Below are 24,786 nucleotides of genomic sequence, written 5' to 3'. Positions count from 1 at the left end.
GCTGTCGGGTGTTATACTGCGCGGCTTTTCTCGCCACGTGATCGAACCTGCCGTGTGCGCCACGGCACCCGACGGAAACTGCCATGGAACTGAACGCGCTGTATTCCCTGATCGATGACCTGAAAGGCCGCCTGGAAGGCCTTAGGGGGTATCTTTGACTACCCTGCCAAGGAAGAACGGCTAGAGGAAGTCCAGCGCGAGCTGGAACAGAACCCGGATATCTGGAACGACCCGGAGCAGGCCCAGGCCCTGAACAAGGAGCGGGCCCAGCTCGAGGGCGTGGTGGACAACATCCGCGAGATCGGCACCCAGCTGGACGAGAGCCGGGATCTGCTGGAGATGGCCGAGGCGGATGACGACCAGGAGACGGTGACCTCGGTCGAGGCCGATGTCGAGGCACTGATCGCGCGCATCGAGGGCCTCGAGTTTCGCCGCATGTTCTCCGGCGACATGGACGAGGCCAATGCCTACCTCGATATCCAGGCCGGTTCCGGGGGCACCGAGGCCCAGGACTGGGCCAACATCCTGCTGCGCATGTACCTGCGCTGGGCCGAGCACAAGGGCTTCAAGGCGGAGGTCACCGAGCTCTCCGAGGGCGAAACCGCCGGGATCAAGAGTGCGACCGTGCACATCCAGGGCGAATACGCCTTTGGCTGGCTGCGCACCGAGACCGGCGTGCATCGGTTGGTGCGCAAGTCACCGTTCGATTCCGGCAACCGCCGGCACACCTCGTTCGCGTCCGTGTTCGCCTCTCCGGAGATCGACGAGAACTTCGAGATCGAGATCAACCCGGCGGATCTGCGGGTCGATACCTATCGCTCCTCCGGTGCCGGCGGCCAGCACGTGAACACCACTGACTCGGCGGTGCGCATTACGCACGTCCCGACGGGTGTGGTGGCGGCGTGTCAGGCCGGGCGCTCGCAGCACAAGAACCGCGAGATGGCGATGAACCAGCTGCGCGCCAAGCTGTACGAGCGCGAGTTGCAGGAGCGCAACGCCGAGCGGCAGGCGGTGGAGGACACCAAGTCCGACATCGGCTGGGGCAGCCAGATCCGCTCCTACGTGCTGGATCAATCGCGGATCAAGGACCTGCGCACCGGCGTCGAGGTCGGCAACACTCAGGGCGTGCTCGACGGCGACCTCGACCCCTTCATTGAAGCCAGTCTCAAGAGTGGCTTGTAAGTCTACCTATTGCATGGATTTCTGATGACCGAAACCACTGACGAGAACAAGCTGATCGCGCAGCGCCGCAGCAAGCTGAACGAACTGCGCGCGGACGGTCCGGCATTCCCGAACGACTTCCGCCGCGATGCGCTGGCCGGTGCGCTGCACGCCGCGCATGACGAGACCGAGGGCGAGGCGCTGGAGGGGCAGGGGATTCGCGTGACGGTCGCTGGACGCATGGTCGGCAAGCGCGTGATGGGCAAGGCAAGCTTCATCCGCCTGCGCGATCAGTCGGGCGACATCCAGTTGTTCGCGCAGCGCGACAGCCTGCCGGAGGGCGTGTACCCGGCGTTCAAGCAGTGGGATCTGGGCGATATCGTGGGAGGTCAGGGCACGCTGTTCAAGACCAAGACCGGGGAGTTGACGGTCCAGCTCGATGAGCTGCGTCTGCTGACCAAGAGTCTGCGTCCGCTGCCGGAGAAGTTCCACGGCCTGACCGACCAGGAGCAGCGCTATCGCCAGCGGTACGTGGACCTGATCACCAGCCTGGACAGCCGCGAGCTGTTCCGCACTCGTACCCGTATCGTGCGTTACATCCGCGAGTACTTCGAGGATCACGACTTCATCGAGGTGGAGACACCGATGATGCAGGTGATCCCTGGGGGCGCGACCGCGCGGCCGTTCGCGACCCACCACAACGCGCTGGACATGCCGCTGTACCTGCGCGTCGCGCCGGAGCTGTATCTCAAGCGCCTGGTGGTCGGCGGCTTCGAGAAGGTCTTCGAGATCAACCGAAATTTCCGCAACGAGGGGCTGTCCACGCGACACAACCCCGAGTTCACCATGCTCGAATTCTACGAGGCGTTCGTGGACTACCGCGCGCTGATGGACCGCACCGAGACGCTGCTGCGTGGTCTGTGCGAGGACGTGCTGGGCACGACCACCATCGAGTACCAGGGCGAGACCTACGATTTCGGCAAGCCGTTCACGCGCATGAGCGTGCGCGAGGCGATCCTGGCCCACAACGCCGAGATCGCGGAAGGCGACCTGGACGACATCGAGAAGGTACGCGCGCACTGCGAGCGCCTGGAGATCCCGATCAAGCCGAGCTTCGGTCTGGGCAAGCTGTGGACCGAGATCTTCGAGTACACCGCCGAGAACCAGCTGCGTCACCCGACGTTCATTACCGCCTATCCGACCGAGGTCTCGCCGCTGGCGCGGCGCAACGACGACGATCCGTTCGTCACCGATCGCTTCGAGCTGTTTGTCGGCGGGCGCGAGATTGCCAATGGCTTCTCCGAGCTGAACGACCCGGAAGACCAGGCCGAACGCTTTCAGGCCCAGGTCGCGGAGAAAGACGCTGGCGACGACGAGGCCATGCACTATGACGCCGACTACATCCGAGCGCTGGAATATGGCCTGCCGCCGACCGCCGGCGAGGGCATCGGCATCGACCGCCTGGTCATGCTGCTGACCGACAGCGCCTCGATCCGCGACGTCCTGCTGTTCCCGCACCTGCGCCCTGAGGCCTGAACGACGCCAGCGCGTCGGTCATTTCGACCGAGGGCGGCTCGAGGGATGCGAGTAGTGGGTTGGCCTCTGGGGCTGACTGTTATGTCGAAGGGGTCAGCGTCGCTTCAATCGCGTTCGAGTGACAGCAGCGTAAAATCTTCGCCATCGAGTCGTATATTCAGCTCGTCGCCGTCTTCGGTGATGCCCTCGAGTTCGATGACGCCGTCGTCTTCGAACTCGATTTCCTTGAAGCGGAGCATGCCGTGATCCCGCGCGACGGCCGCTGAGCGGAGAATCATCTGGGCGGTCATGCCCGACGCGTGATCGGGGTCGCGTACGCTTTCTTCGCGAAGCAATTCGCCATCCAGATTGAACCGGGTCTCCATGCGAAGCTGTGCATTGTCCCAGCCCTTGAGGACGAATTCCCAGTCGCTTTCCGCTTCCAGTTCCTCGAAGGTCTCGAAACCGTGTTCCTGGCCGATGTCGACGATGGCCTGAATCGAATCGAGCGGGATGGTGTCGGATTGACCCGGGCTACACGCGGCCAGAAGAAGGAGGGCCGGGGCAGCGGCAAGCGAGAGAAAGCGAAGATTCATGAGTTCGAGACCTGATAGTGCGTTGGGGCCGATACAGGTGAGTTTAGTTCTACGAATGCGAGGCAGCCAGCGCGCGTCAGGGAAAATGCACATTCATCAGTGTCTCCCCAGGGAGGCGCTGATGTAATCGCACGTTCGCGCTCGAGTCGCTTTTGCATTCGCACAAGGGAGCCGCAACGCCGTGCGCGCGCCCGTTTTCGTCAACAACGGGCGGCCGATCCCCTTCATTCAATACGTTGCGGGGTTGGTGCCCCCTGTTCCCCGATCCTGCGTTGCGCCGCTTGCGAGTAGAACCACTACTCGCTGCACGACGCGCCTTATCTCGGGAAACAGGGGGCACCAACGCGAGCGCGCGATTACATCAGCGTCTCCCTAGGTTCGATCGCGCTTGAGTTTCAGGATCGGGAAGCCCTCGATACTCAGTATGATCTCGATTTCCGTGTCCCGCGAAGTCTCGAGCTCGTTGGCGTTCCAGCCTTCCAGTTCAAAGCGACGGGCACCCTCGTCTACTCGATCTCTTTTGGGTATCGATGTAGACGAGGCACCCTGAAGTCAGTCTCCGACCGGTTCCAGCAGCAGCGCCGCGAGCGGCGGGAGGTGCAGGTAGAGCGTGGCCGGGTGGCCGTGACGTTCGATCGGCTCGGCGTAGGCCTCTGCCGGCCCGCGTGAACCTCCACCGTAGACTTCCGCATCCGTGTTCAGGGTGACCCGCCAGCGCCCGGCATGGGGTGCGGGTACCGGATAGGCCGCGCGCTCCATGGGTGTCATGTTCAGCACCACGACCACCTGGCGCCCCTGGTGATCGCGGCGCACGAAGCTGATCGTGGAGTGTTCGGCGTCGTCGCAGTCCAGCCAGTCGAAGCCGTCCGGCTCGAATTCACGGGCGTGCAGGGCCGGGTCTTTGCGGTACACGCCGTTCAGGTCGCGCACCAGATTCTGCAGGCCCTGGTGCAGGGGGTACTGCAGCACGTACCAGTCCAGCTCGCGTTCCTCGGACCATTCGGTGCCCTGGCCGAATTCCTGTCCCATGAACAGGAGCTTCTTGCCGGGATAGAGCCACTGCCAGCTGTAGAGCAGGCGCAGGTTGGCGTGTTGCTCCCACTCGTTACCGGGCATGCGGCCGCGCAGGCTGTGCTTCCCGTGCACCACTTCGTCATGCGAGAACGGCAGGACGAAGTTCTCGCTGTAGGCGTAAAGCTGGCCGAAGGTGAGCTGGCCATGGTGGTGGTTGCGGTAGATCGGGTCCATGCCGAAGTAGGTGAGGGTGTCGTGCATCCAGCCCATGTTCCACTTCATGGTGAAGCCCAGCCCGCCCATCGACGGCGGTCGGCTGACACCCGGCCAGGCGGTGGATTCCTCGGCAATCATGGCGACGCCGGGGTGGCTGGTCTGGACCGTCTCGTTCAGGTGCTTCAGGAAGTCGATGGCCTCGAGATTCTCGTTGCCGCCGTGGATGTTCGGCAGCCAGTCCTCGCCCTCGCGGTCGTAGTCGCGATAGAGCATCGAGGCCACGGCGTCCACGCGCAGACCGTCGAGGTGGAAGTCCTCGATCCAGCACAGGGCGCTGGAGAGCAGGAAGTTGCGGACCTCGGGGCGGGAGTAGTTGAAGATCAAGGTGCCCCAGCCGCGGTGCTCGCCGATGCGCGGATCGGCATGTTCGTACAGCGCGGTGCCATCGAAGCGTGCCAGCGCGAACTCGTCGCGCGGGAAGTGGCCGGGGACCCAGTCGAGGAGCACGCCCAGCCCGGCCTGGTGGGCCTGGTCGACGAAGTGGCGAAAGTCGTCGGCGTCGCCGAAGCGCGACGTAGGGGCGAAAAAGCCGGTGCTCTGATAGCCCCAGGAGCCGTCGAACGGGTGCTCGGTGATCGGCAGTAGCTCGAGGTGGGTGAAGCCCATGTCGCGCGCGTAGGGCACCAGGCGCTCGGCCAGTTCGCGATAGTTGGGCCATTCGCCCTCGGGGCTGCGCTGCCAGGAGCCCAGATGCACCTCGTAGATGCTCATGGGCCGGTGTTTCCAGGCCTCGGGGTCGCGATTGCGCATCCAGTGGTCGTCGTCCCAGGCATAGGAGCTGGCGGGCTGGATGCGCGAGGCGGTCTCGGGCCGCACCTGGTAGGCGCGAGCATAGGGGTCGGTCTTCAGGTGCAGGCTGCCGTGCTCGCGGTTGCGGATCTCGAACTTGTACAGCGTCTCCGTGGGCAGACCCGGTATGAACAGTTCCCAGATGCCGCTGCCGGAGTGAACGGTCATCGGGTGGCAGCGGCCGTCCCAGCGGTTGAAGTCACCCACGACCGAGACACGCTCGGCGCTGGGGGCCCAGACGGCAAAGCGCACGCCGTCGATGCCATCGCGGGTGAGCGGATGGGCGCCCAGCATGCGGTGGGCATGCCAGTGGCGCCCCTCGGCGAAGATGTGACGGTCAAAATCCGGCAGATCGGGGGCGAAAGACCAGGGGTCAACGTGGTGTAATGTCTCTGTGCCACCCTCGGGCACCCACTGCAGGACCGGGTGTTCGGGGAGTTCGTCGCCCGCCCCCTGCCACAGGAATACGCCCGAAAGGCCGGGTGCCGCCTTCAGGGGCAGCACTCGATCGTCGGAAAGCGCGATGGATGCCTCGTTTGCGTGCGGTAGCCAGGCACGGTAACAGGCGGTTTTTTGATCCAGCGCATGGCGTCCCAGGACGCTATGGGGATCATGAAGCCGAGCCTCGGTCAGACGTGCTAACGGGATGTCGACGGAACGGGTGCATTTGTCGGGGGCTGTTGCCATACTCGGATCCAACTCGTATTTCGTATGTGGAACGACGGGGTTCGGGTTTACGGTCCCTAGTACAACACGACTAAGCAAGGAAGGGTGCATGACTCCGCAACCGCAACGCTACGTTAGCCGCCTGACCCGGGAGACCCTGGCCCTGATCCTGGCCGGCGGGCGTGGCTCGCGACTGAAACAACTGACGCTTTGGCGGGCCAAGCCGGCCGTGCCCTTCGGGGGCGAGTTCCGCATTATCGATTTTCCCCTGTCCAACTGTATCAACTCGGGCATCCGCCAGGTGGCGGTGGTCACGCAGTACAAGGCCCATTCGCTGATCCAGCATATGCAGCGCGGCTGGAGCTTCCTGCGCGGGGAGTTCGGCGAGTTCATCGAGCTACTGCCGGCGCAGCAGCGTATCGAGACCTCCTGGTATGCCGGGACGGCCGATGCGGTCTATCAGAACATCGACATCATTCGGCAGCACAATCCGAGCTACGTGCTGATCCTGGCCGGGGATCACATCTACAAGATGGACTACGGCCAGATGATCGCCTTCCACGTGGAGAGCGGCGCGGACATGACCGTGGGCTGCCTGGAGGTGGAGCGCGAGCATGCCAGGGCCTTCGGGGTGATGGGTGTGGATGCCTCCAGCCGCATCACGTCGTTTGCCGAGAAGCCGGAGGATCCGGCGCTGATCCCGGGCAGCAAGACCCACTCGCTGGCCTCCATGGGGATCTACGTGGTCAATACACAGTTTCTGTTCGATCAGCTGGTCAAGGATGCGGACGACACCTTTTCCAGCCATGACTTCGGCAAGGACATCATCCCCGAGATCATCGAGCGGCATCAGGTGATGGCCTATCCGTTCCGCGACGAGCAGGGCGTACGCCAGAGCTACTGGCGCGACGTGGGGACGATCGACTCCTACTGGAAGGCCAATCTGGAGCTGATCGGCGTGACCCCGGAACTGAACCTGTACGACTCGGAATGGCCGATCTGGACCTACCAGGAACAGCTGCCCCCGGCCAAGTTCGTGTTCGACGACGAGGACCGCCGCGGTATGGCGATCGACTCCATGGTGTCCGGCGGTTGCATCATTTCCGGCAGTACCGTGCGCCACTCGCTGCTGTTCTCCAACGTGCAGGTGAATGCCTGCGCCACGGTCGAGGATTCGGTGATTCTGCCGAGCGTCACCATTGGCGAGAACTGCGTGATCCGCAACGCGGTGATCGACAAGGGCTGCAAGGTGCCGGACGGGACCGAGATCGGGGTGGATGACGAGGCGGATGCCCGCGACTACTTCGTCTCCCCGGGCGGTGTCCGGGTGGTGACGCCCGAGATGCTGGGCCAGGCGACACACCATGTCCGCTGAATCCGGCAGTAGCACTGCGCTCGCCACCCAGCCGCCGCAGCTCGATGTGGTGCTGTGCTGGCACATGCACCAGCCGCAGTATTTTGATTCCGGTAGCGGCGAATACGTGCTGCCGTGGACCTACCTGCATGCGCTGAAGGACTACACCGACATGGCCGCGCACCTGGAGGCCTGCCCCCAGGCGCGCGCGGTGGTGAACTTCGCCCCGATCCTGCTGGAGCAGATCGCCGATTACGGCGAGCGGCTGGAGAACGGCATTGGCAACCACTCGAGCTTCGGCGATCCGGTGCTGGACCTGTTGCAGATGGACATCGTGCCGGTGGACCCGGTGCAGCGCCGCGAGATCCTGCGGGTATGCCTGCGGGCACATGCCCCACGCATGATCGAGCCGTTCCCGTTGTTCGAGCGCCTGGCGGCCCTGGCGCGCCAGGCGCTGGAGGACCCGGTGCTGCTGGCGCACCTCGACAATCGCTATTTCCAGGACCTGGCCACCTGTTACCACCTGGCCTGGCTGGGCGAGACCGTGCGCCGGGCCTATCCCGAGGTGCAGGGCTGGCTGAAGGTCGATACCGCCTTCAATCGCGATGTCCGGGGGCGGTTGCTGAAACTGATCCGCGACGAGGTCAAGGGGATCCTGCCGCGCTACCGTGAGCTGGCGCAGCAGGGGCGGGTGGAGTTGTCGTTTACCCCGTATGCCCATCCGATCGTGCCGTTGCTGCTGGATCTGGATTCCGCTCGCGATGCGATGCCGGATATTGCCCTGCCACAGGCCCCGACCTACCCGGATGGTGAGGCCCGAGTGCGCTGGCACATCGAACGCGGGCTGGAGGTGTTCGAGCAGTATTTCGGCTTCCGTCCGCGCGGCTGCTGGCCGTCGGAAGGCGGTATCAGCGAGGCGACGGTACGCTTGCTGGACGACTACGACATCTGCTGGACCGCCAGTGGTCAGACCGTGCTGGGTAACAGCCTGGCCGCAGCCGGGCAGACGGCCGAATCCAACACCGGTTCGGCGGAACAGGAGGGCTGGCTGCACCGACCCTACCGTCTTGCGGATGCCAAAACCGAGATCTTCTTCCGTGATGACGGGCTGTCCGACGCCATCGGCTTTCGCTATGCCGACTGGCATGCCGACGATGCAGTGGGCGATTTTGTTCATCACCTGGAAAACATCGCCGCGGTGTCGCCCGAGGGTGGCGTGGTGGCGGTGATCCTGGATGGCGAGAACGCCTGGGAGTATTACCCAGACAACGGCTTCCACTTCCTGCGGGCGTTGTACGAGCGCCTGGCCGAAAACCCGCGACTGAACCTGTGTACCTTCTCCGACGTCTGCCAGCGCAGCGGGCCGCGCGCGGATCGCGGCGAGCTGCCGGGCATGGTGGCCGGGTCCTGGGTCTACGGGACCTTCTCCACCTGGATCGGCGACCCGGACAAGAATCTCGGCTGGGACCGCCTGATCGAGGCCTGGACGGCGGTGGATCAGGCGATCGCGCGGCGCCCTGCGCTGGATACGCCGCAACTGCGCAAGCAGTTGGCGGTCTGCGAAGGGTCCGACTGGTGCTGGTGGTTCGGGGAATACAACCCGGCCGGTTCGGTCAGCGACTTCGAACAGCTCTACCGGCGTCATCTGGCGCGGCTGTACCAGCTGGCGGACCTGGAAGTGCCCGAGTCGCTGGGCGAGGTGCTTTCGGTTGGCGGTGGCGATCCGGCTGCGGGCGGGACCATGCGCAAGGGGCAGTAGTCGATGGTGACGGGAGAAGATCACTGTAATCCGTTGATGCAGCGCCGCCGGGCTGGCGTGCTGCTGCATCCCGTTTCGCTGCCGGGCCCGGGCGCGGTGGGTACCCTCGGGCACGAGGCGTTTCGCTTTCTCGACTGGGCGCGCGACGCCGGGTTCAGCCTGTGGCAGATCCTCCCGTTGCATCCGCCGCAGGAAGACGGTTCCCCCTACGCCAGCATCTCTGCCTTTGCCGGCGACGTACGCCTGATTGATCCACAACGGCTGGCAGAACGGGCGGGCCTGGATGCGGACGGCGTGCCGGTCGAGACCCTGCTGCAACAGGCGCGGGAGCGGCTGGAGCAAGCGGGCGAGGGCTGGGCGCAGGCCTACCAGGCCTTCCGTGATGCCCAGGGCCCGGTCTGGCTGGATGATTTTGCGCGCTTCGTGGTCATCTGCGCCCGCGAGGACGGTCGCCCCTGGTGGGAATGGCCGGCCGCTTTGCGCGACCGCGATCCGGACGCCCTGGCGGCCGTGGAGGCTGAAGCGGCCGATGCCCTGGAGGCCGTGCGCTTCGCCCAGTTCGTGCTGTTCGACCAGTGGCAGGATGTGCGCGAGCATGCACGCAAGCAGGACATCCTGATCCTCGGTGACATGCCGATCTTCGTGGCCCACGACTCCGCCGAGGTCTGGGCCCATCGCGACCTGTTCGACCTGGACGCCACCGGGCATCCGCAGACCGTTGCCGGGGTGCCGCCGGATTACTTCTCCGAGACCGGGCAGCGCTGGGGCAATCCGCATTATCGCTGGGATCGTCTCGCCGAGCGCGGGTACGACTGGTGGGTGGAGCGCATGCGCTGGACGCTGGAGACAGTGGATGCCGTGCGCATCGACCACTTCCGCGGCTTCGAGGCGAGCTGGGCGGTGCCGGCTAGCGAGCCGGATGCGACTCAGGGCCACTGGGTGCCCGGGCCGGGTGACGACTTCTTCGAGCAGCTGCAGGCCCGCCTGGGCGTGCTGCCGCTGCTGGCGGAGGACCTGGGCGTGATTACCCCGGAGGTCACGGCGTTGCGCCTGCGCTTCGACCTGCCGGGCATGCGCATCCTGCAGTTCGCCTTCGAAGGCGGCGACGACAACCCCTACCTGCCGGCGAACCACGATGAACTGAGTGCGGTGTATACCGGGACCCATGACAACGACACCACGCTGGGCTGGTTTCGATCCCTGGAGCCGGCCATGCAGGAGCATGTGATCGGGACACTGGATGAGGGCCCGGCCGAGGAGATGCCCTGGCCGCTGATCCGTGCGGCCTGTCGTTCACCGGCGCAGCTTGCGATCCTGCCGATGCAGGACGCCCTGCACCTCGAGTCGGAGGCGCGCATGAACACCCCCGGCACGGTGGGTAACGGCAACTGGCGCTGGCGCTTTGACTGGAGTCAGTTGCCCGATGGGCAGACCGAGGCCTTGCGAGCCCTTGCGATGGAGACACGGCGTCTCGACTGACCGCCAGACGCGCGTACAGCGGACATGAAAAAAGCCCGGTCCCTTTGCAGGGGCCGGGCTCTCTTTGTAGCCGGGGACGTTGCGCGATTAGCGCATCATGCCGCCCTGGCCACCCTGTTGCTGCTGCATCTGCTGCTGCATTTGCTGCATGCGCTCGATCACGTCGTCGATATCGGCGTTTTCCTGGCGCATCGCGGCCATCAGCTCCTCACGCAGGGATTCCTGCGCCTGACGGATTTCCTGGTCTTCCGCGACGGCCTGCTGGGCTTCCTGCAGGTTCATCTGAGCCTGCTGAACGTCCTCGGACTGAATGACTTCCTGACGCTGCTCCGAGCTCAGGTCCGGATCGCGCAACCGGTCTTCGGCGGACTCGAGGGTCTCCAGATCCCGGCGCGGCTGATAGCCGGCGGACTCCATCTTGTCGAGCACGAGGTTCTCCAGTTGTTCACCCTTTTGTTCCAGCTGGGGGTTGTTCTCGATGGCCTGCTGCTGGGTCTCGGCGAGGGTCTGCTGGAGCTGCTGCATCTCCATCTGCGGGTTGCCGCCCTGGCCACCCTGCATGCCCATGCCGCCCTGACCTTGCCCCTGGCCCATGCCCTGGGCCATGGCGAGCGGGCTGGCCAGCGCGAGCGCGGCGGCGGCAATCAGTCCGGCGAGGGACTGGGAACGAATCTTCATAAAGTTTCTCCTCGTGAATACATGTCTATCGTAATCAATGGCACTTAACCCCAGCTTAACAAGCGTGGCCGAATCATGCGGGACCACCCGGGTGCCAGCTCACCCGGTCGCCGACGCGAAGGGCCCCGGAATGCACGACTTCAAGGCAAATCCCGCTGTCGAGACCGAGGGCTCGTGCGAGGTTGTAGCCCACTAGCTGGTTGAGATACCCACAGGGCGGGCGTGGACGACCGACCGTCAGGACGGCCTCTCCGATCCGAAGAAAGCCCCTCTGGCGAGGTATGCGGTACCAGTCGGAGACCACGAGGTTGCGGCGATGTTCCCCGGGGGCGATCGGGCGGCCGCGGCGGTGTGACGCCCGTTGTAGTTCCGGCGATGTGATCAGGGTGACCGGGCAGCTCTCGACCGCGTGCCAGTGTCCGCGATGGGTGGCATAGCGATCGCCCTGGAGTCCGCTGCCGGCAATGGCTTCAATGGACTCTACCGAATCCATCGGGTCGCCAGCAGCGGCACAGACGTGGATCGCCTGCAGGTGCGCGATGGTCAGACCGAACCACTCCGGGCGCCAGGTACGCAGTCGGTTGATCATTGCGGGCGGTCTCCTGTACGTGTGAGCAGGGCGATATCGGGGGCAGGCAGGTCCAGCCTGCATCCCAGGCGGGAGGCAATCCACTGGAGTGTTGCCGGACCGTAGAAGGCGACATGGGTGGGGTCGCGGCGATAGTGCCAGCGACGAAAGCCGGCCGCCGCAGGCGGCCATTCGGTCATCACGGCAAGGACCCCGCCGGGGCGCAGTCCGGCGACCATGGTTCCCAGCGTGTTCATGGGCTTGTGCAGGTGTTCCAGGACCTCGGTGCAGGTGAGGAAGTCCCAGCCGTATTCGGGCGGATCGGGTTGTGCGGGGGCAAAGGCCGGGTCCCAGAACTCCATCGTGTAGCCGCATTCTCGTAACAGCCCGGCGAGTACCGGTTGCGGGCCGCAACCCCAGTCGAGGCCGTGGGCCGGGGGTGGCCGTGCCTTGACCAGTGGTTCGGTCAGCCGCTGCAGATGGGCACGGTAGCCGGGATCATCCGGCCGGTTCTCGTGGGTGCGGTAATACGCCCGCTCCACCTCGCGGCAGGGCCAGGCGTTGCGTTCCAGCGCGATCACGCCGCAGTGCCGACAGCGGCGATAGTCCCCGGGTGAGGCGTCGCCGATCCCGCGATGGTGAAACGGATGGGTGGGCTGCCCGCACAACGGACAGGCGTCCGGGGCGGGAACTTTCATCGGCGCAGGTACCGGAACCACGAGGCGATGTTCAGTAGGCTCATCAGCGATTGCGACAGGTAGGTATAGGCCGCCGCCTTCAGGATGCGTTCGGCATGCGGATAGTCGGGCGGGTGCAGGTAGTTGCCCTCGCGCAGCATCGGCATGGCACGACGGAAGCTGGCGTCGAACTCGGTAGGCAGGGTGATGAAGTGGACCAGTGCGGCCAGGCCCATGGACAGCACCCCGGCCAGGAAAAACAGGATCCCCGGCGCCGGATGCCGCGCCAGCAGCGTAATGAACGGAATGGCGATCAGCAGCCAGGCGCCGATTTGCTGGCCGTAGCGCGTCAGACCGACCAGTGTGCTGCGCATGCGCAGTGGCGCGTAGCCCTGAGCGTGCTGCACTGCGTGGCCGACCTCGTGGGCGGCCACGGTAATCGCCGTCAGCGAGTGGCCGTCGTGGTTCTCCGGTGACAGGCGCACGGTGCGGGAGGCAGGGTCGTAGTGATCCCCGTCCTTCGTGGTTTCCACCTGGACCTTGTGCAGCCCGTGGCGGTCCAGCAGCTCGCGCGCCAGTTCCGCGCCGGAGCCATCGTAGCGGTCCGCCGGGCGATGGTATTTCTTCATGGTGTGGCGGACCCACCAGCCGGGTGCCCAGGCAACGAGCAGGAGCAGAGGCACAAGAAGGATCAGCAGACGCATATGTTCATGATCGCCCGAAGTCCCGGGCGCCGAAAAGAGCCAGCAGGATTGCTGGGAGCGAGTTCGCCCACGAAGCCCTCGCTAGCGACCTGGCGGTAGCAGGGGGTGGGCGTGTGCGAGCCTCGCTCACGGACAAGTGCTTCAGTCGTCGGCCTCGTCGTAGTCGCCCTTGCGCTTCGGATTCGGCCGCGCCCGCTGGTCATCCGAGTAGTCCTCGTCATCCTGCTCGTTGGCGGGTTTCTCCTGCAGAAGTCGTAGGTTGGCCGCCGGGGCGCCGCCGTCCTTCTCCTGACCGAAGTAGATGGTCTGGTGCGGGAACGGGATCTCGATGCCGGCTGCGTCGAAGTGCTTCTTGACCAGGCGGTTGAACGCGCGGCCCAGGCCGAACTGGGTCCCCGGCAGGGCCTTGATGCGGATGCGCACGTTAACCGAACTGTCGGCCAGCGAGGTGACGCCGTGCACCTCCATCTCGTCGAGGATGTTCGGCCCCTGCACCGGATCTTCCTTGAGTTCTTCGAAGGCCTCGCGCAGGCGCACGATGACCTCGTCGATGTCCTCGCGGTAGGCCACGCCGTATTCGCCGACGTGATAGCCGTATTCGCGCATGTAGTTGGCCACCGCATCCACGGACGAGAACGGGATCAGGTGATAGGTCCCGGACAGGTCGCGCACGCCCAGCGAGCGGATGGTCAGGCGCTCGACCACGCCGGTGGTGCCGGCCACGGTGACCACATCGCCGACGTTGATCGCGTTTTCCAGCTGGATGAACACGCCGGTGATCACGTCCTGGACTAGCTTCTGCGCACCGAAGCCGATCGCCAGGCCGAGGACACCGGCACCGGCCAGCAGCGGGCCGATATTCACGCCGATCTCGGCGAGCACGATCATGGTGGTCAACACGATCAGCACGATGGCCATGGCGTTGCGGAAGATCGTCAGCAGGGTGGTCTCGCGGGCGGTCGGCCCGCCGCCACCGGTGTTCGGGTTCATGCGGTGCTCGACCCAGCTGGCAAAGACCAGCCAGACGGCCAGCACGCCCAGCAGGATCAGCGCCACCGAGATCGCGGTGCCCAGTACTGCCATGCCGATATCCGAGGCCAGCCAGGTGGTCAGGCTGAACACACCCCAGGCATCCGCGACCACGGCCAGCACGATCAGCAGGATCACCAGGCGCATCACCCTCAGCGCGTTGGGGATGTAGGAGTTCAGGCGTGGCTCCAGCGACGGGAATTTCTCCCGGGTCTCTTCGGGCACCCGAATCTGGCGGCCGATCAGCTGGGTCAGCAGGTTGGCGACGAAGATGCCCACGAAGATGGCGAGCAGGGTCTGTCCGGTCGCCTTGGCCATGAAGGGGAGCGCATCTTCCGGTCGGGTGATGCTGACCACGGCCAGGGCCAGGAAGTAGACCAGAGCGATCCAGTGCCAGAAGTTCGCCAGCAACGAGATCAACATGCGGGTGAAGGCGTACTGCGCCTTGTTGGCCAACCTGATCAGGCGGTCATGCACCCGGGTGCGGTTCTGCAGGATGATTACGGCGGCGTACAGGAACGCCGTCAGCATCACGATCAGCCCCAGCGAGCGGCCCGCCTCGGAGGAGATCTGGTTGTTGGTGATCGGGACCAGCAGCAACAGGCCGTAGCCGATATACCCCACGATGCGGGCCAGCCAGGCGTTCCAGTAGGCGGCCTCGTCCCCGGCCATCGGCAGCAGGCGCAGGCCGTGGTAGCGGCTGGCGAAGATCAGGCGCAGCGCCGCCTTGGTCACCTCGATCAGCAGGAAGGCGTTCAGGAACAGCGAGTGCCGGGTGTTCATCTCGCCCGAGTCGCCGAGCACGAACAGGGCCAGTGCATAGCCGGCCAGCCAGGCGAGGATCACGACGAGGAAGTCGATGGCCGCGGCCAGGACCACGGCCGGCAGCGCCCGCATGAGCCGCATATGCTCGGCCGCATTCAAGGCCCAGCGATCAAGTCGGGTAAACCATGGCGCGCCCAGTTTTCGCAGCACCAAAAACACCACCACGGTGAACACGATGATGAAGGCGAGATCCAGGACAGCCAGCCCGAATACGGTGGGCTCGACTGCGCGAACGCGCTCAACGATATCCACTGCGATGTCGTTCAGGGCCCGGACCTCGGCGACCGTGCCCTCGGCCAGTGACTGGGTCAGCTGGGCAATCTGGCGCGCGGCGGATTCACTCTCGCCGGTGTCGATCGGCGGATCATCCGTAGCGGAGTCCTCGGCACTGGAGCCGCTGTCGGCGCGCAGGGCCTCGAGCAGGTCCTCCCGGGCCTCCTCGTTCTCCAGCGCGTCGATGAGCATTTGCCGCAGATCGCCGCCGGAATCTTGCTGGCCGGCACCCTGCGCGGATGCGGCCCCGAGGGGCAGAAGCAGTAGCAGAGCGACAAGGACGAGCAGGTGGGAGAAGAAAATACGCGGCGCGCGCAGATGGGTCACGGCAAACCTCAATGTCTGGGAGGGGCGTCCTTGCATGCCCCCGGTGCAGGTCAGTCGGAGGCAGTCTAAAGGCTGGAAGTTCCGTGCCACAATTTTGGTGGCCTGCGCGCAGGCTTTATTCCAGCAGCATCGGATCCAGCCATGCGATGCCCAGCTGGGCCATCTGCTGCTCGACCCAGACGATCCGCCGATCAAGGTTGGGCCCCGGGCGTACCGGGTTCATGCGCCCGGGGCTGGGCAGGATGGCGGCCAGGCGCGCGGACTGATGGCGATCGAGCTCGGTGGCGGAGACCCCAAAGTAGTGCTGGGCGGCGTTCTCGATGCCATAGATGCCGGGACCCCATTCCGCCAGATTGAGGTAGATCTCGAGGATTCGCCGCTTGGGCCAGAGGGTTTCCATGCCGAAGGTGAACCCGGCCTCCAGCGTCTTGCGTGCCCAGGAGCGGCCGTGCCACAGAAAGAGGTTCTTGGCGGTTTGCTGGCTGATGGTGCTGGCTCCGCGCAGGCGTCCGCCGCGCGCGTGATCGCTGAGCGCCTGGCGCACCGAGCCCCAGTCGAACCCTTTGTGATTGGGGAAGTGTTGGTCCTCGGCCGCGATCACCGCCAGCATCAGGTGGCGGGGCAGGTCGTCCAGGCGTTGCCAGTCCGGGCGCCGGTTGGAGGCGGTCTGCCAGTCGGTGGCCACCACCATGGCCATGCCGTAGGGCGGGTCTACACGGGCAAACAGCACCACCAGGGCCAGGATCGCCCCGATCCCCAGCGCCAGCAGGAACGCGAGCAGCCCACCGGTCCAGTACAGCAGACGACGGAGCGGGCGCCGCTTGCGGCGAGCGGCCATTACGGTGTCAGCACTTTGCATCGGGCGTGCACAGAGATGGCGGTCCGGGAATGGGTCCTCATGGGGCGCAAGGATAACGCTTGCGCTCGCCGGGTGGGATAGGCGTTCGCCAAAGCCCTCGTCGGCGCGCGTCGAACTGTTTGGCCATTTCGTGGCCCAATGACGAAGGGGGTTAAAGGCCGCCCCCGAAATTCGCCGTCATCCCCCAACCGTTCGCGAAGGAGAAAGCCATGGACGTATTGCCCTATCGCTATGTCACCCCGAGCGGCGAGGCCGTGTCCTTCGACTTCCGTCTGCACCCCGAGACCGGTTCCGCGGTGCGGGTGCAACAGTTGCTGGATCGCCTGACCGACACCCTCGACAACGAGATCGGCGTGCTGGGGGATACCTGCAACGGCGACGTGCTCCAAGCCCTGGCAATGGCCCTGGCCGTGCGCACCGAGATGATCCCGGCCCACCCCGAGATGACGCAGGATCTGGCGCGTGATGTGGTCGAGCGGGCACTGAACTCCCTCGATGATGCCCGGCACCAGCAGACGGGGCCGGTGGGGCATGCCTGAAAACCACCTAGACCAACGCCCCGAGGCGCCGGGAAGGCCGGTCGTGTTCTTCGACGGCGGCTGTCCGCTTTGCCGGCGCGAGATCGGCCACTACCAGCGCCTCGATACCGCGGGCGCGATCGATTGGCGCGATATTTATGCCGATTCCGCGCCGCTGGAAGCCTGGGGGATTACCTGGGATCAGGCCATGCAGCGCATGCATGCCATCAGCAGCGACGGGCGCATTCGCAGCGGCGCCTGGGCCTTCGTGCTGGTCTGGCGGCACCTGCCGTATTACCGCTGGCTCGGCGGTGTGCTGCATCGCCTGCCGCCGATCGTCTGGCTGATGGATCGTGTTTACAACGTGTTCGCGCGTTACCGCTGGCGCTCGCGTTGCGACGACGGGGTCTGTAACCCGGACCGCTGACATGGCGCACGCGAAACCGCATCTGCTGGAGAAGACTTGCGCGGTCTGCGGTCGGCCGTTTGCGTGGCGGCGCAAGTGGGCTCGGTGCTGGGATGAGGTGCGTTATTGCTCTGACGCCTGCCGGCGTCATCGTTCGAGGAAATCGGCGTCATGAAGCGCTTTGTCGTTCTGGTGTTCTGGATGGCGGTGTTCGCGGTGACTCCGCCGCTGTTGGCGGGCGACCTGGCGGAGGAACGTGCGATCGTGGCGCAGTTGCAGGAGCCTCATCGCATCCTGCTGATGCGCCATGCCATAGCGCCGGGGATCGGCGACCCTTCGGGATTCGACGTTGGGGACTGTTCCACCCAGCGCAATCTCTCCGAGGAGGGCCGGGCGCAGGCTCGCGAGATCGGCGAACGCCTGAGGGCGGCCGGCCTGGAGGAGCTTCGTGTGTTTTCCGGACCCTGGTGCCGCAACCGGGATACTGCAGCGCTTCTGGGCTTTGGTGAGCCGGAGGTGCTGGAGGCCATGGGCTCGGTGTTCCGGGCCAACGAACAGCACCGCGAGCGACGCATGCGTGGCTGGCGCGAGCACCTGGCCGAGGAATATCGGCAAGCGGAAGGGCCGGCGGTCTACGTGACCCACCGGGCCAACATCATGGATCTATCCGGACGCAGCATCGGAGCCGGGGCCATGCTGGTGGTGACCATCGATGCCGAGGGCAATGCGCGCCCGGTCGACGAATAGCCCCGCAGGGCTGGAACCGCGGTCCCCTACAGCCGTAGCTCCACGCGATCGGCACCCGGGGCATCGATGCCGCGGTGCAGCAGGAGGGTGCCGCTGGCGTTCAGTAGTTCGGTCGTGAGCTGACGGAAACGCACCACCGTCTCGGTCAGGTTGAGTCGGCTCTCGAGCAGGTCGCGCTGGGCCTGGGAGACGCCAAGGGCGGTACCGGCGCCGACCCGGAAGCGCGTCTGCTCCACGCGCAGCAGCTCTTCCTGCAACTCGACCGTTTCCTTCTGTGCCTGGATCTGTTCGCGGATGCGTGCCGCGTCAATCCAGCGCGCGCGGACATCCTCGATGGCCAGCTGTTCAATATTCGCCAGGGTCTCCTGGATCTGCAGGCGGGTGAGCCGTGCGCGGGTGTGCGCGGCCTCGGCGGAACGGTTGCCGATCGGCATCTCGAAGCGCAGACCGGCGGCCAGGTCATAGCCGTCGCCCTGGCTGGCTCGGAAGGTCTGGCCGAAGCTCTCGGCATAGCCGGACTGGCCAACGCGCACAAAGAAGTCCAGGCGCGGCAATAGCCCGTTACGGGTGCGGATGACCTCCAGCTCGTCGCGCTGGACGCGTAGCCGGGTCTCGTTGAGGTCGGCGCGGTGATCGCGGGCGAGAGCGACATAGGTATCGAGTGGCTCGAGATGGTAGCGCTCCAGGTCCGGCTCCGAGCGGGCCTCCAGGCGGGTATCCCACAGATTGCCGTCCCCTTGTATCAGGCGCGCCAGCGCATCCTGTGCGAGGGCCCGTTCGCTACGGGCATCGATCAGTCCCTGGCGACGCAGTGCCACCTCCGCGCGGGCCGAGACGGCCTCGGTCTCCGGGCGGTCCCCGGCACGGATACGGCGTTCTGTCTCGTCAAGCTGCTGGCTCGCGACGGCCAGGGCCTCTTCGAAGATCGCGATCTGTTCGTCGGTCAGTACGAGGTCCCAGTAGCGGCTTTCCACATCGGTGATCAGTTGTTCGACGAACCCGCGCACCTCGTATTCCGAGGCCTCCGCGTCCAGGCTGGCCTGCCGCAGGCGCACCAGGTTGGACTCGATCCGCCCCCCGCGCAGTAATGCCTGAGTCAGGCTCAGGCCGGCGCGGGTAGTGTATTCGCTCTGGTCTTGAAAAGAGCTGTTGGCACGAGAGCTGCGAACGGACAGGGTTAGGTCTGTGCCCGTAGGCAGGGACTGTCGTAATCCGACTTGCCCCCGTCGCTCGCCAAAGAAGAAATCCCGTGTAGGGCCCTCGGATTCATCAGTCTCTCGGTCGCGATAGATATCGATGTCGGCAAATAGCGCTGGATCGAAAACCGCACGTTCCTGAGCCTCGAAGGTACCGGCGATTGCCGTTTGCAGCCGCTCGGCGCGCAGCCCCCGGTTGCCTTCCAGGGCGCGCGCTACGGCCTCTTCAAGGGAAAGGCTCTGTTCCGCCACTTCGCGGCGGGCGAACGGGCGTTGTTCCAGCAATTCTTCGGCCGACAGCGTCAGACGCAGGCCGTCATCGGTCGTGTCCTCCCCGTAGGCCGGCGCGATCAGAGCCAACATGAGGAGCGGAAGGGCAGAGATAAGGCTAGGCATGGTCGACGGGCATCCGGTAGACGGGTTCATGGCCGTGCTGTTGGCTTCGACGGTGGTACAGCGTCGGGATCAGCACCAGGTTGACACCCTCCCCACGGCTAAACCCGGGGGATTCCTCCTGCGAGACGCTCGTGCCCGAGCGCGAGAATGTTCCTTGCGGCATTGATGTCGCGGTCATGCGCGGTACCGCACGCATGACAGGTCCATTCTCTTATTCCAAGGCCTGCTCTACCTTTCGGACTGTTGGGGCCGATAGCGCCGCAACACGAACAGGCTTGGGTGGTATAGGCTTCGTCGACTTCCTCGAACCAAACCCCATGCGCGATCGCCTTGTACTGGAGTTGGGTTCGGAGCATGGACCACCCGGCGTCCAGCACGGACTTCGCCATGCGGGTTTTGGCCAGATTGGAACTACTCACGTTGCCGACGAAGATCGCAGCGTTCTGTTTAACGAGGCGGCTGCTGAACTGGTGTAGCGCATCCTTGCGCTGGTTTTTGATCTTGGCGTGGATGGCTTTGGCGCGCTGCTTTTTGCGCGCACGCTGGGCGATGCCCAGCTTCTGCTCCAGCGTCCGATAGGGCTTTCGCCCTTCGAGCCGGGTGCCGTCCGAACACGCAGCGACATCCTTGAGCCCAAGGTCGATGCCGATGGCCCGGGTGCCTTCGGAACGGGGCTGAACCGGCGCCTCGACCTGGACATTGAAGTACCAGCGTCCGCGCGCGTCCTGCGCAAAACTGCCGGCCCGGAACTGGAAGTCATCGAGGCCGTAGCTGTCCCACACGGAGAAGCTCTGCCCGGCGAAGCGGACCTTCCCGCCCTCGAACCGAGCGGCTCGGGACTTGAACGGGATCCAGCCCAGGCTACGCTTCGCGCCCCGGGAGACCCGCCAGCGCAGCTTGCTGCGTTTGAACTGGTTTCGGGACTTCCCATGCACGGCGATGATTTCCTGAATGACGGCGGAGCCGATCATCCAGCCACGCTGCTTGTTGATGCCGGCCATCGCCTTCTGGATGTCGAAGGCAGACCGCCATATGCCCTGGATCCAGCCCACGCCCGGCACCGGCACATGCCATGCCTCATAGGCCATTTCATTGGCGAGGTTCCAGACCTGGTTGGTCTCGATCGCCATCCGATCCAGCACCCTGGCGTGCCGGTCCTTCACCCGCACGCTGAGGGTCTTGATCACGGTTTGGGTCGGTGCGGTCAATCCAGACCCTCAAGATAACGCGCCCACTTCTCACGCTCTTTCGGGCGCTCGGAGGTCGGCTGGTTTTCGATGTACTGCTTGACCATTGCCAAAGGCGCCCCGCCGACCGTTGAGACGAAGTAGCTGTTGCTCCACAGCGTGGGCAGCTTGCTCCGCAAGGACGGGAACTCCGCCCTCAGCATCCGGGAGCTGCGTCCCTTGAGCGTCTTGACGAAACGGGCAATGCCCCACTGGGGGTCAACGCTGACCAGCAGATGGATGTGATCCCGATCCGTTTCCATCTCGATGATCTCCACATCGCTTTCAGCCGCCACGTCCTGGGCAATGACCTTCAGCCGCTCGCTCACCTCGCCGACCAGCACTTTCCGCCGATACTTCGGACAGAAGATGACATAGTACTGGCAGGCAAACACCACGTTGCGGTTGGATCGATACTCCATAGAGAGGTATTATCCAGAGCAATACCGGTTAGCACAACCCGAATACGGAAAACAGGCGCTATCCCTCCCCATGGCTAAAGCCAGGGGCTTCTCGCGCCTTTTTGGTGAGACGGGCTGGGTTCACGGCGTTTCCGGCTCGATCGCTTCGGACGCGCCGTCGCCGACTGGCACGTTGCGTGGGTCGGTCAGCCGCAGCGGGGTGCCGTCCGCGAGCAGGTGCTGGCCGAGAACCACGACCTCGGTCCCCTCCGCCAAATCCGGTTGCAGCAGTTCGACCCAGTCGCCATCACGGATGCCGGTGACGGCCGGGTGGCGGCGGGCCTGCGGGCGTTCGCCGCTGGGGTCCACACTGAACACGGTGGGGCCGGCCTCGCGCTGGATAATCGCGTCGCGCGGGATGGCGCGGACGGCGTCGCGCTGCCCCAGCGTGATGGCGGCCTCGACGAACATGCCCGGGCGCAGCAGGTCACCTTCGTTGGGGATCTCCACCTCGACCCGAGCCTGACGCGATCCGGGGCGAAACTCGGGAGCGATCCGGGCGATGGTTCCGGCAAATCCCTTGTTGGGGTAGGCGGCGGTGTGCACCCGGGCCTCCTGGCCCGGCGACAGCCGACCATAGTCCGCCTCGGTAACGGCCAGGATGGCGCGCACCGGCTGCAGCCGGACCAGGGCCAGTGCGGGCTCGTTGGCGCTGATGACCGTGCCGGGATCGACGTGGCGTTCCGCCACCCAACGGGCGCTGCCGGCCATACCAGCCTCGATGCGGGTATAGCCCAGCTGGATTTCGCGGGTACGCAGCGCGGAGCGCCGCTGCCGTATCTGAGATTCGGCCAGGGCGACGCGGGTCTGCGCCAGGGCCACCTCGGTTTCCGCGGCCTCCAGCTCCGAGCGCGAGGCGATGCCCTGATCGCGCAATTCGCGGGTGCGCTGCAGCTCGCGCCGGGTCGCATCGCGGCTGGCCAGGGCCTCGGCCAGGCTGGCCTCGGCGACTTCCAGTTCCGCCGCCGCCTGGGCCACGTCCTGTTCGAACTCCTCGGTGTCCAGCTGCAACAGGGGATCGCCGGGTTCCACGCGGTCCCCCAAATTCACGAAGATATTGGCCACACGTCCGCCCACACGGGGGGTGATTTCGATTCGATCCGCGCCCTCGATGCTGCCGGTGAAGCGCCGGCGTTCGACCAGGCCGCGTGCCTCGATGCCGGCAACGGCTACCGCGACCGGTCGGGTCTCGCCGCCGCCGGGGCGATCGCTTGGCGCGGTGTCGTCTTCCGGGCCCAGCAGCATCCAGCCGAGGATGCCGGCGGCCAGGAGAAACAGGGTCGCGGTGATCAGGGTTGCGGGGCGGGGCATTGCAACTCGCTTGTATCCAGGGTTGTCAGGTGAGAGTGTCGCGTGGGTGACTGAATCCCGCATGAATTCCCTTCGGATTCCGTCGCCGACTCGATCGAACCCGCAGTGGGGCCCCCGAGCACAAGGAGAATTCCGTGACGACATCCGATCCGGCCAGTCCCTCCCGCCCACCCCGGCGTTTCTTCGCTATGGACATGCTCGGGCTGCTGGCCTGGATGGTGTTGGTCTTTGCAGTGGCCGGGCTGGGTGGCTGGGCGACCAGTCTCTCGGTCGGCGACTGGTATCCGACGCTGGCGCGCCCGCCGCTGAATCCGCCGGACGCGGTGTTCGGCCCGGTCTGGAGTGTGCTGTTCGGCCTGATGGGCCTCGCCGCCTGGCATGTCTGGCGCCGCGTCGGCCTGACCGGCGCGCCGATTGCGCTGGGCCTGTTCCTGGCTCAGCTCGCGCTGAATCTCGGATGGTCGGTGCTGTTCTTCGGCCTTCAGCGCCCGGATCTGGCGCTCGCCGAGATCCTGATCCTGTGGCCGCTGATCCTGGCCACTTTGATTGCCTTCTGGCGCATCGACCGCATCGCCGGAGCCCTGCTGGTGCCGTACCTGCTGTGGGTCGGCTTCGCCATCTACCTCAACGCCGGAATCGTCTGGCTCAATTGATGGTTTGCCGCCAAAACTGACAGGCAAGCACAAAGCCCACGAAGACGAAGAAGAACAAAGGCCTGTTGTCAAAGAGTGCCCGGAGGACACAAGACGAATAGCGAAGGGAATTGGCGCACGTTCTGGGGTGGCGACAGCGGGCAGAACGACCGCCAGCGTTTCTCGATCCCTCTTGCTGTTCAGCCTCGGCCCTTCTTCGTGTCTTCGTGGGCTTCGTGGTTAAACGGGTTTTGGCGGTCGGGCGTCATGCGTTTGTCATGTGAGCGGGGTATCCTGACGCGATTTTTCGCGGGAGTGGCTCCATGGCAGTGCGCGTAGGCATTAATGGGATGGGGCGGATTGGTCGGTTGGCGCTGCGCGCCGCCTGGGACCGGGACGACATCGAGGTCGTGCACCTGAACGAGGTCGCGGCGGACGGGACCGTCACTGGGCATCTGCTGGAGTTCGATTCCGTGCACGGGCGCTGGGGCCGCGAGCCCGTGGCCGAGGCGGAGCGCATTCGCATCGACGGGCGCGAGGTGCGGCACACGAGTTTCGCAGAGCCGGCCGACGTGCCGTGGGGCGAATCCGACGTGGAGATCGTGATCGACGCCACTGGCGCCTTTCGGAGCATCGAGACTCTAGAGCCGCATTTCGTGGCCGATGTTCGCAATGTGGTCGTGGCGGCGCCGGTGAAGGACGAGCGCGCGCTGAACGTGGTGATGGGCGTGAACGATGCGGCCTACGACCCGCAAAAACACCACGTAGTGACCGCCGCCTCCTGCACGACCAACTGCCTGGCGCCGCTGGTCAAGGTGCTGCATCCGGCGCTGTCGATCCGCCACGGGACCATCCTGACTGTGCACGACATGACCGCCACCCAGTCGCCGGTGGACCTGCCGCGCGACAACCTGCGTCGGGCCCGTGCCGCCGGGCTGAATCTGATCCCGACCACCACCGGCTCGGCCAGGGCGATCGGCGACATCTTCCCCGAACTGAACGGGCGGCTGAACGGCCATGCGGTACGCGTGCCGCTGATGAATGCGTCGCTCACGGATTTCACCTTCGAGGCCGCGCGCGAGACCACGGTGGAGGAGGTCAACGGCCTGCTGCGCGAGGCGGCGAGTGGCGATCTGAACGGCATCCTCGGCTATGAGGAACGCCCGCTGGTCTCCAGCGACTTCCGCACCGACCCGCGCTCGTCCATCGTGGATGCCCAGTCCACGATGGTGGTCGACGGCACGCAGGTGAAGGTGCTGGCCTGGTACGACAACGAGTGGGGCTACGCAAACCGGCTGGTCGAGCTGGTCGCCCGCGTCGCCAAGCTGGGGGGTTGAGGCGGAC

Annotated in this window: 23 protein-coding genes; 11 read left to right on the top strand and 12 right to left on the bottom strand. The window is 65.3% G+C overall.

Annotated elements, in window-relative coordinates:
* Positions 1-83: 83 nt before the first annotated feature.
* Both prfB and lysS read left to right on the top strand, forming a co-directional pair.
* Positions 84-1,182 (top strand): peptide chain release factor 2 gene (gene prfB / locus D578_RS0109275; protein WP_155996776.1). Its coding sequence is split into 2 segments (ribosomal slippage): positions 84-155 and positions 157-1,182, totalling 1,098 coding nucleotides; the frame shifts between segments, so codons are not numbered across the junction.
* Between the two features lie 24 nt (positions 1,183-1,206).
* Positions 1,207-2,697: a lysine--tRNA ligase gene (lysS, locus tag D578_RS0109270; protein WP_018949687.1), complete on the top strand. Its 1,491-nt coding sequence runs from the start codon at positions 1,207-1,209 to the stop codon at positions 2,695-2,697.
* Positions 2,698-2,801: 104 nt separating this feature from the next.
* On the opposite strand, the gene D578_RS0109265 is transcribed toward lysS, so the two are convergent.
* Entirely contained in the window at positions 2,802-3,272 is a 471-nt protein-coding gene (locus D578_RS0109265) for a PepSY domain-containing protein (protein WP_018949686.1), read from the bottom strand.
* Between the two features lie 552 nt (positions 3,273-3,824).
* Positions 3,825-6,038 carry a 1,4-alpha-glucan branching protein GlgB gene (glgB, locus tag D578_RS0109260; protein ID WP_081617346.1) on the bottom strand — a complete coding sequence of 738 codons (2,214 nt, stop codon included), beginning with the start codon at positions 6,036-6,038 and terminating at the stop codon, positions 3,825-3,827.
* 88 nt (positions 6,039-6,126) lie between these two features.
* Between glgB and glgC the strand changes: the two genes are divergently transcribed.
* The 3 genes from glgC to malQ are packed head-to-tail and all read left to right on the top strand — an operon-like array spanning position 6,127 to position 10,609.
* On the top strand, positions 6,127-7,392 hold the full coding sequence (glgC, locus tag D578_RS0109255) for a glucose-1-phosphate adenylyltransferase (protein ID WP_018949684.1): 1,266 nt from the start codon (positions 6,127-6,129) through the stop codon (positions 7,390-7,392).
* Positions 7,382-9,130 (top strand): glycoside hydrolase family 57 protein, encoded by a 1,749-nt coding sequence (locus D578_RS0109250; protein WP_018949683.1) that lies wholly within the window; start codon positions 7,382-7,384, stop codon positions 9,128-9,130. The genes glgC and D578_RS0109250 overlap by 11 nt, the downstream gene beginning before the upstream one ends.
* A gap of 3 nt (positions 9,131-9,133) precedes the next feature.
* Complete coding sequence (malQ, locus tag D578_RS0109245) at positions 9,134-10,609, top strand: 4-alpha-glucanotransferase (RefSeq protein ID WP_026289274.1); 1,476 nt, start codon at positions 9,134-9,136, stop codon at positions 10,607-10,609.
* A gap of 87 nt (positions 10,610-10,696) precedes the next feature.
* Here the strand turns inward: malQ and D578_RS0109240 are convergent, their stop codons facing one another.
* From D578_RS0109240 to mtgA, 6 genes are all read right to left on the bottom strand, one after another.
* Positions 10,697-11,287: a hypothetical protein gene (locus D578_RS0109240; RefSeq protein WP_018949681.1), complete on the bottom strand. Its 591-nt coding sequence runs from the start codon at positions 11,285-11,287 to the stop codon at positions 10,697-10,699.
* A 73-nt stretch (positions 11,288-11,360) separates the two neighbouring features.
* The gene (locus D578_RS0109235; protein WP_018949680.1) at positions 11,361-11,876 is read right to left on the bottom strand and encodes an MOSC domain-containing protein; all 516 of its coding nucleotides are present in this window, start codon (positions 11,874-11,876) and stop codon (positions 11,361-11,363) included.
* Entirely contained in the window at positions 11,873-12,523 is a 651-nt protein-coding gene (locus D578_RS0109230) for a class I SAM-dependent methyltransferase (protein ID WP_018949679.1), read from the bottom strand. The genes D578_RS0109235 and D578_RS0109230 overlap by 4 nt, the downstream gene beginning before the upstream one ends.
* Before the next feature lie 26 nt (positions 12,524-12,549).
* Positions 12,550-13,236 (bottom strand): zinc metallopeptidase, encoded by a 687-nt coding sequence (locus D578_RS0109225; protein WP_018949678.1) that lies wholly within the window; start codon positions 13,234-13,236, stop codon positions 12,550-12,552.
* A 141-nt stretch (positions 13,237-13,377) separates the two neighbouring features.
* Positions 13,378-15,690, bottom strand: a complete 2,313-nt coding sequence (locus D578_RS0109220; protein ID WP_018949677.1) for a mechanosensitive ion channel domain-containing protein — start codon at positions 15,688-15,690, stop codon at positions 13,378-13,380.
* A gap of 115 nt (positions 15,691-15,805) precedes the next feature.
* A complete protein-coding gene (gene mtgA, locus D578_RS0109215; protein ID WP_018949676.1) occupies positions 15,806-16,528 on the bottom strand; it encodes a monofunctional biosynthetic peptidoglycan transglycosylase in 723 nt (240 codons plus the stop codon).
* 230 nt (positions 16,529-16,758) lie between these two features.
* Here mtgA and D578_RS0109210 point away from each other — a divergent pair, with 230 nt between their 5' ends.
* From D578_RS0109210 to D578_RS0109200, 4 genes are read left to right on the top strand one after another with little or no spacing between them, the layout of a single operon-like run.
* The gene (locus D578_RS0109210; protein ID WP_018949675.1) at positions 16,759-17,088 is read left to right on the top strand and encodes a hypothetical protein; all 330 of its coding nucleotides are present in this window, start codon (positions 16,759-16,761) and stop codon (positions 17,086-17,088) included.
* Positions 17,081-17,494 carry a thiol-disulfide oxidoreductase DCC family protein gene (locus tag D578_RS0109205; RefSeq protein ID WP_026289273.1) on the top strand — a complete coding sequence of 138 codons (414 nt, stop codon included), beginning with the start codon at positions 17,081-17,083 and terminating at the stop codon, positions 17,492-17,494. The genes D578_RS0109210 and D578_RS0109205 overlap by 8 nt, the downstream gene beginning before the upstream one ends.
* Position 17,495: 1 nt before the next feature.
* Positions 17,496-17,648 carry a DUF2256 domain-containing protein gene (locus D578_RS16305; RefSeq protein WP_081617345.1) on the top strand — a complete coding sequence of 51 codons (153 nt, stop codon included), beginning with the start codon at positions 17,496-17,498 and terminating at the stop codon, positions 17,646-17,648.
* Positions 17,645-18,220 (top strand): histidine phosphatase family protein, encoded by a 576-nt coding sequence (locus D578_RS0109200; RefSeq protein WP_018949673.1) that lies wholly within the window; start codon positions 17,645-17,647, stop codon positions 18,218-18,220. Before D578_RS16305 ends, D578_RS0109200 begins: the two co-directional genes overlap by 4 nt.
* A 26-nt stretch (positions 18,221-18,246) precedes the next feature.
* Here D578_RS0109200 and D578_RS0109195 read toward each other — a convergent pair whose 3' ends face one another.
* The 4 genes from D578_RS0109195 to D578_RS0109180 form a co-directional block, all read right to left on the bottom strand.
* The gene (locus D578_RS0109195; protein WP_026289272.1) at positions 18,247-19,812 is read right to left on the bottom strand and encodes a TolC family protein; all 1,566 of its coding nucleotides are present in this window, start codon (positions 19,810-19,812) and stop codon (positions 18,247-18,249) included.
* Positions 19,813-19,910: 98 nt separating this feature from the next.
* Positions 19,911-20,999, bottom strand: a complete 1,089-nt coding sequence (locus D578_RS0109190) for a transposase (RefSeq protein WP_231364109.1) — start codon at positions 20,997-20,999, stop codon at positions 19,911-19,913.
* Between the two features lie 17 nt (positions 21,000-21,016).
* Positions 21,017-21,460, bottom strand: a complete 444-nt coding sequence (gene tnpA, locus D578_RS0109185; RefSeq protein WP_018949670.1) for an IS200/IS605 family transposase — start codon at positions 21,458-21,460, stop codon at positions 21,017-21,019.
* A 120-nt stretch (positions 21,461-21,580) separates the two neighbouring features.
* Positions 21,581-22,810: an efflux RND transporter periplasmic adaptor subunit gene (locus D578_RS0109180; RefSeq protein WP_018949669.1), complete on the bottom strand. Its 1,230-nt coding sequence runs from the start codon at positions 22,808-22,810 to the stop codon at positions 21,581-21,583.
* 194 nt (positions 22,811-23,004) lie between these two features.
* Here D578_RS0109180 and D578_RS0109175 point away from each other — a divergent pair, with 194 nt between their 5' ends.
* Together D578_RS0109175 and D578_RS0109170 are read left to right on the top strand one after the other, a co-directional pair.
* Positions 23,005-23,463, top strand: a complete 459-nt coding sequence (locus tag D578_RS0109175; RefSeq protein ID WP_042798407.1) for a TspO/MBR family protein — start codon at positions 23,005-23,007, stop codon at positions 23,461-23,463.
* Positions 23,464-23,765: 302 nt separating this feature from the next.
* Complete coding sequence (locus D578_RS0109170) at positions 23,766-24,779, top strand: ArsJ-associated glyceraldehyde-3-phosphate dehydrogenase (protein WP_026289270.1); 1,014 nt, start codon at positions 23,766-23,768, stop codon at positions 24,777-24,779.
* The last annotated feature ends 7 nt before the right edge of the window (positions 24,780-24,786 follow it).

The sequence above is a fragment of the Thioalkalivibrio sp. ALMg11 genome (assembly GCF_000377905.1).
Lineage (GTDB): Bacteria > Pseudomonadota > Gammaproteobacteria > Ectothiorhodospirales > Ectothiorhodospiraceae > Thioalkalivibrio.
The sequence above is the reverse complement of the archived record's forward strand: the minus strand, read 5'-3'. Positions and strand labels throughout refer to the sequence as shown.

Bases quoted from the DNA above. Each gene is read 5' to 3' on its own strand.
- lysS (WP_018949687.1), top strand. From the start codon at position 1,207: ATGACCGAAACCACTGACGAGAACAAGCTGATCGCGCAGCGCCGCAGC.
- D578_RS0109265 (WP_018949686.1), bottom strand. From the start codon at position 3,272: ATGAATCTTCGCTTTCTCTCGCTTGCCGCTGCCCCGGCCCTCCTTCTT.
- glgB (WP_081617346.1), bottom strand. From the start codon at position 6,038: ATGGCAACAGCCCCCGACAAATGCACCCGTTCCGTCGACATCCCGTTA.
- glgC (WP_018949684.1), top strand. From the start codon at position 6,127: ATGACTCCGCAACCGCAACGCTACGTTAGCCGCCTGACCCGGGAGACC.
- D578_RS0109250 (WP_018949683.1), top strand. From the start codon at position 7,382: ATGTCCGCTGAATCCGGCAGTAGCACTGCGCTCGCCACCCAGCCGCCG.
- malQ (WP_026289274.1), top strand. From the start codon at position 9,134: ATGGTGACGGGAGAAGATCACTGTAATCCGTTGATGCAGCGCCGCCGG.
- D578_RS0109240 (WP_018949681.1), bottom strand. From the start codon at position 11,287: ATGAAGATTCGTTCCCAGTCCCTCGCCGGACTGATTGCCGCCGCCGCG.
- D578_RS0109235 (WP_018949680.1), bottom strand. From the start codon at position 11,876: ATGATCAACCGACTGCGTACCTGGCGCCCGGAGTGGTTCGGTCTGACC.
- D578_RS0109225 (WP_018949678.1), bottom strand. From the start codon at position 13,236: ATGCGTCTGCTGATCCTTCTTGTGCCTCTGCTCCTGCTCGTTGCCTGG.
- mtgA (WP_018949676.1), bottom strand. From the start codon at position 16,528: ATGGCCGCTCGCCGCAAGCGGCGCCCGCTCCGTCGTCTGCTGTACTGG.
- D578_RS0109210 (WP_018949675.1), top strand. From the start codon at position 16,759: ATGGACGTATTGCCCTATCGCTATGTCACCCCGAGCGGCGAGGCCGTG.
- D578_RS0109205 (WP_026289273.1), top strand. From the start codon at position 17,081: ATGCCTGAAAACCACCTAGACCAACGCCCCGAGGCGCCGGGAAGGCCG.
- D578_RS16305 (WP_081617345.1), top strand. From the start codon at position 17,496: ATGGCGCACGCGAAACCGCATCTGCTGGAGAAGACTTGCGCGGTCTGC.
- D578_RS0109200 (WP_018949673.1), top strand. From the start codon at position 17,645: ATGAAGCGCTTTGTCGTTCTGGTGTTCTGGATGGCGGTGTTCGCGGTG.
- D578_RS0109195 (WP_026289272.1), bottom strand. From the start codon at position 19,812: ATGCCTAGCCTTATCTCTGCCCTTCCGCTCCTCATGTTGGCTCTGATC.
- tnpA (WP_018949670.1), bottom strand. From the start codon at position 21,460: ATGGAGTATCGATCCAACCGCAACGTGGTGTTTGCCTGCCAGTACTAT.
- D578_RS0109180 (WP_018949669.1), bottom strand. From the start codon at position 22,810: ATGCCCCGCCCCGCAACCCTGATCACCGCGACCCTGTTTCTCCTGGCC.
- D578_RS0109175 (WP_042798407.1), top strand. From the start codon at position 23,005: ATGCTCGGGCTGCTGGCCTGGATGGTGTTGGTCTTTGCAGTGGCCGGG.
- D578_RS0109170 (WP_026289270.1), top strand. From the start codon at position 23,766: ATGGCAGTGCGCGTAGGCATTAATGGGATGGGGCGGATTGGTCGGTTG.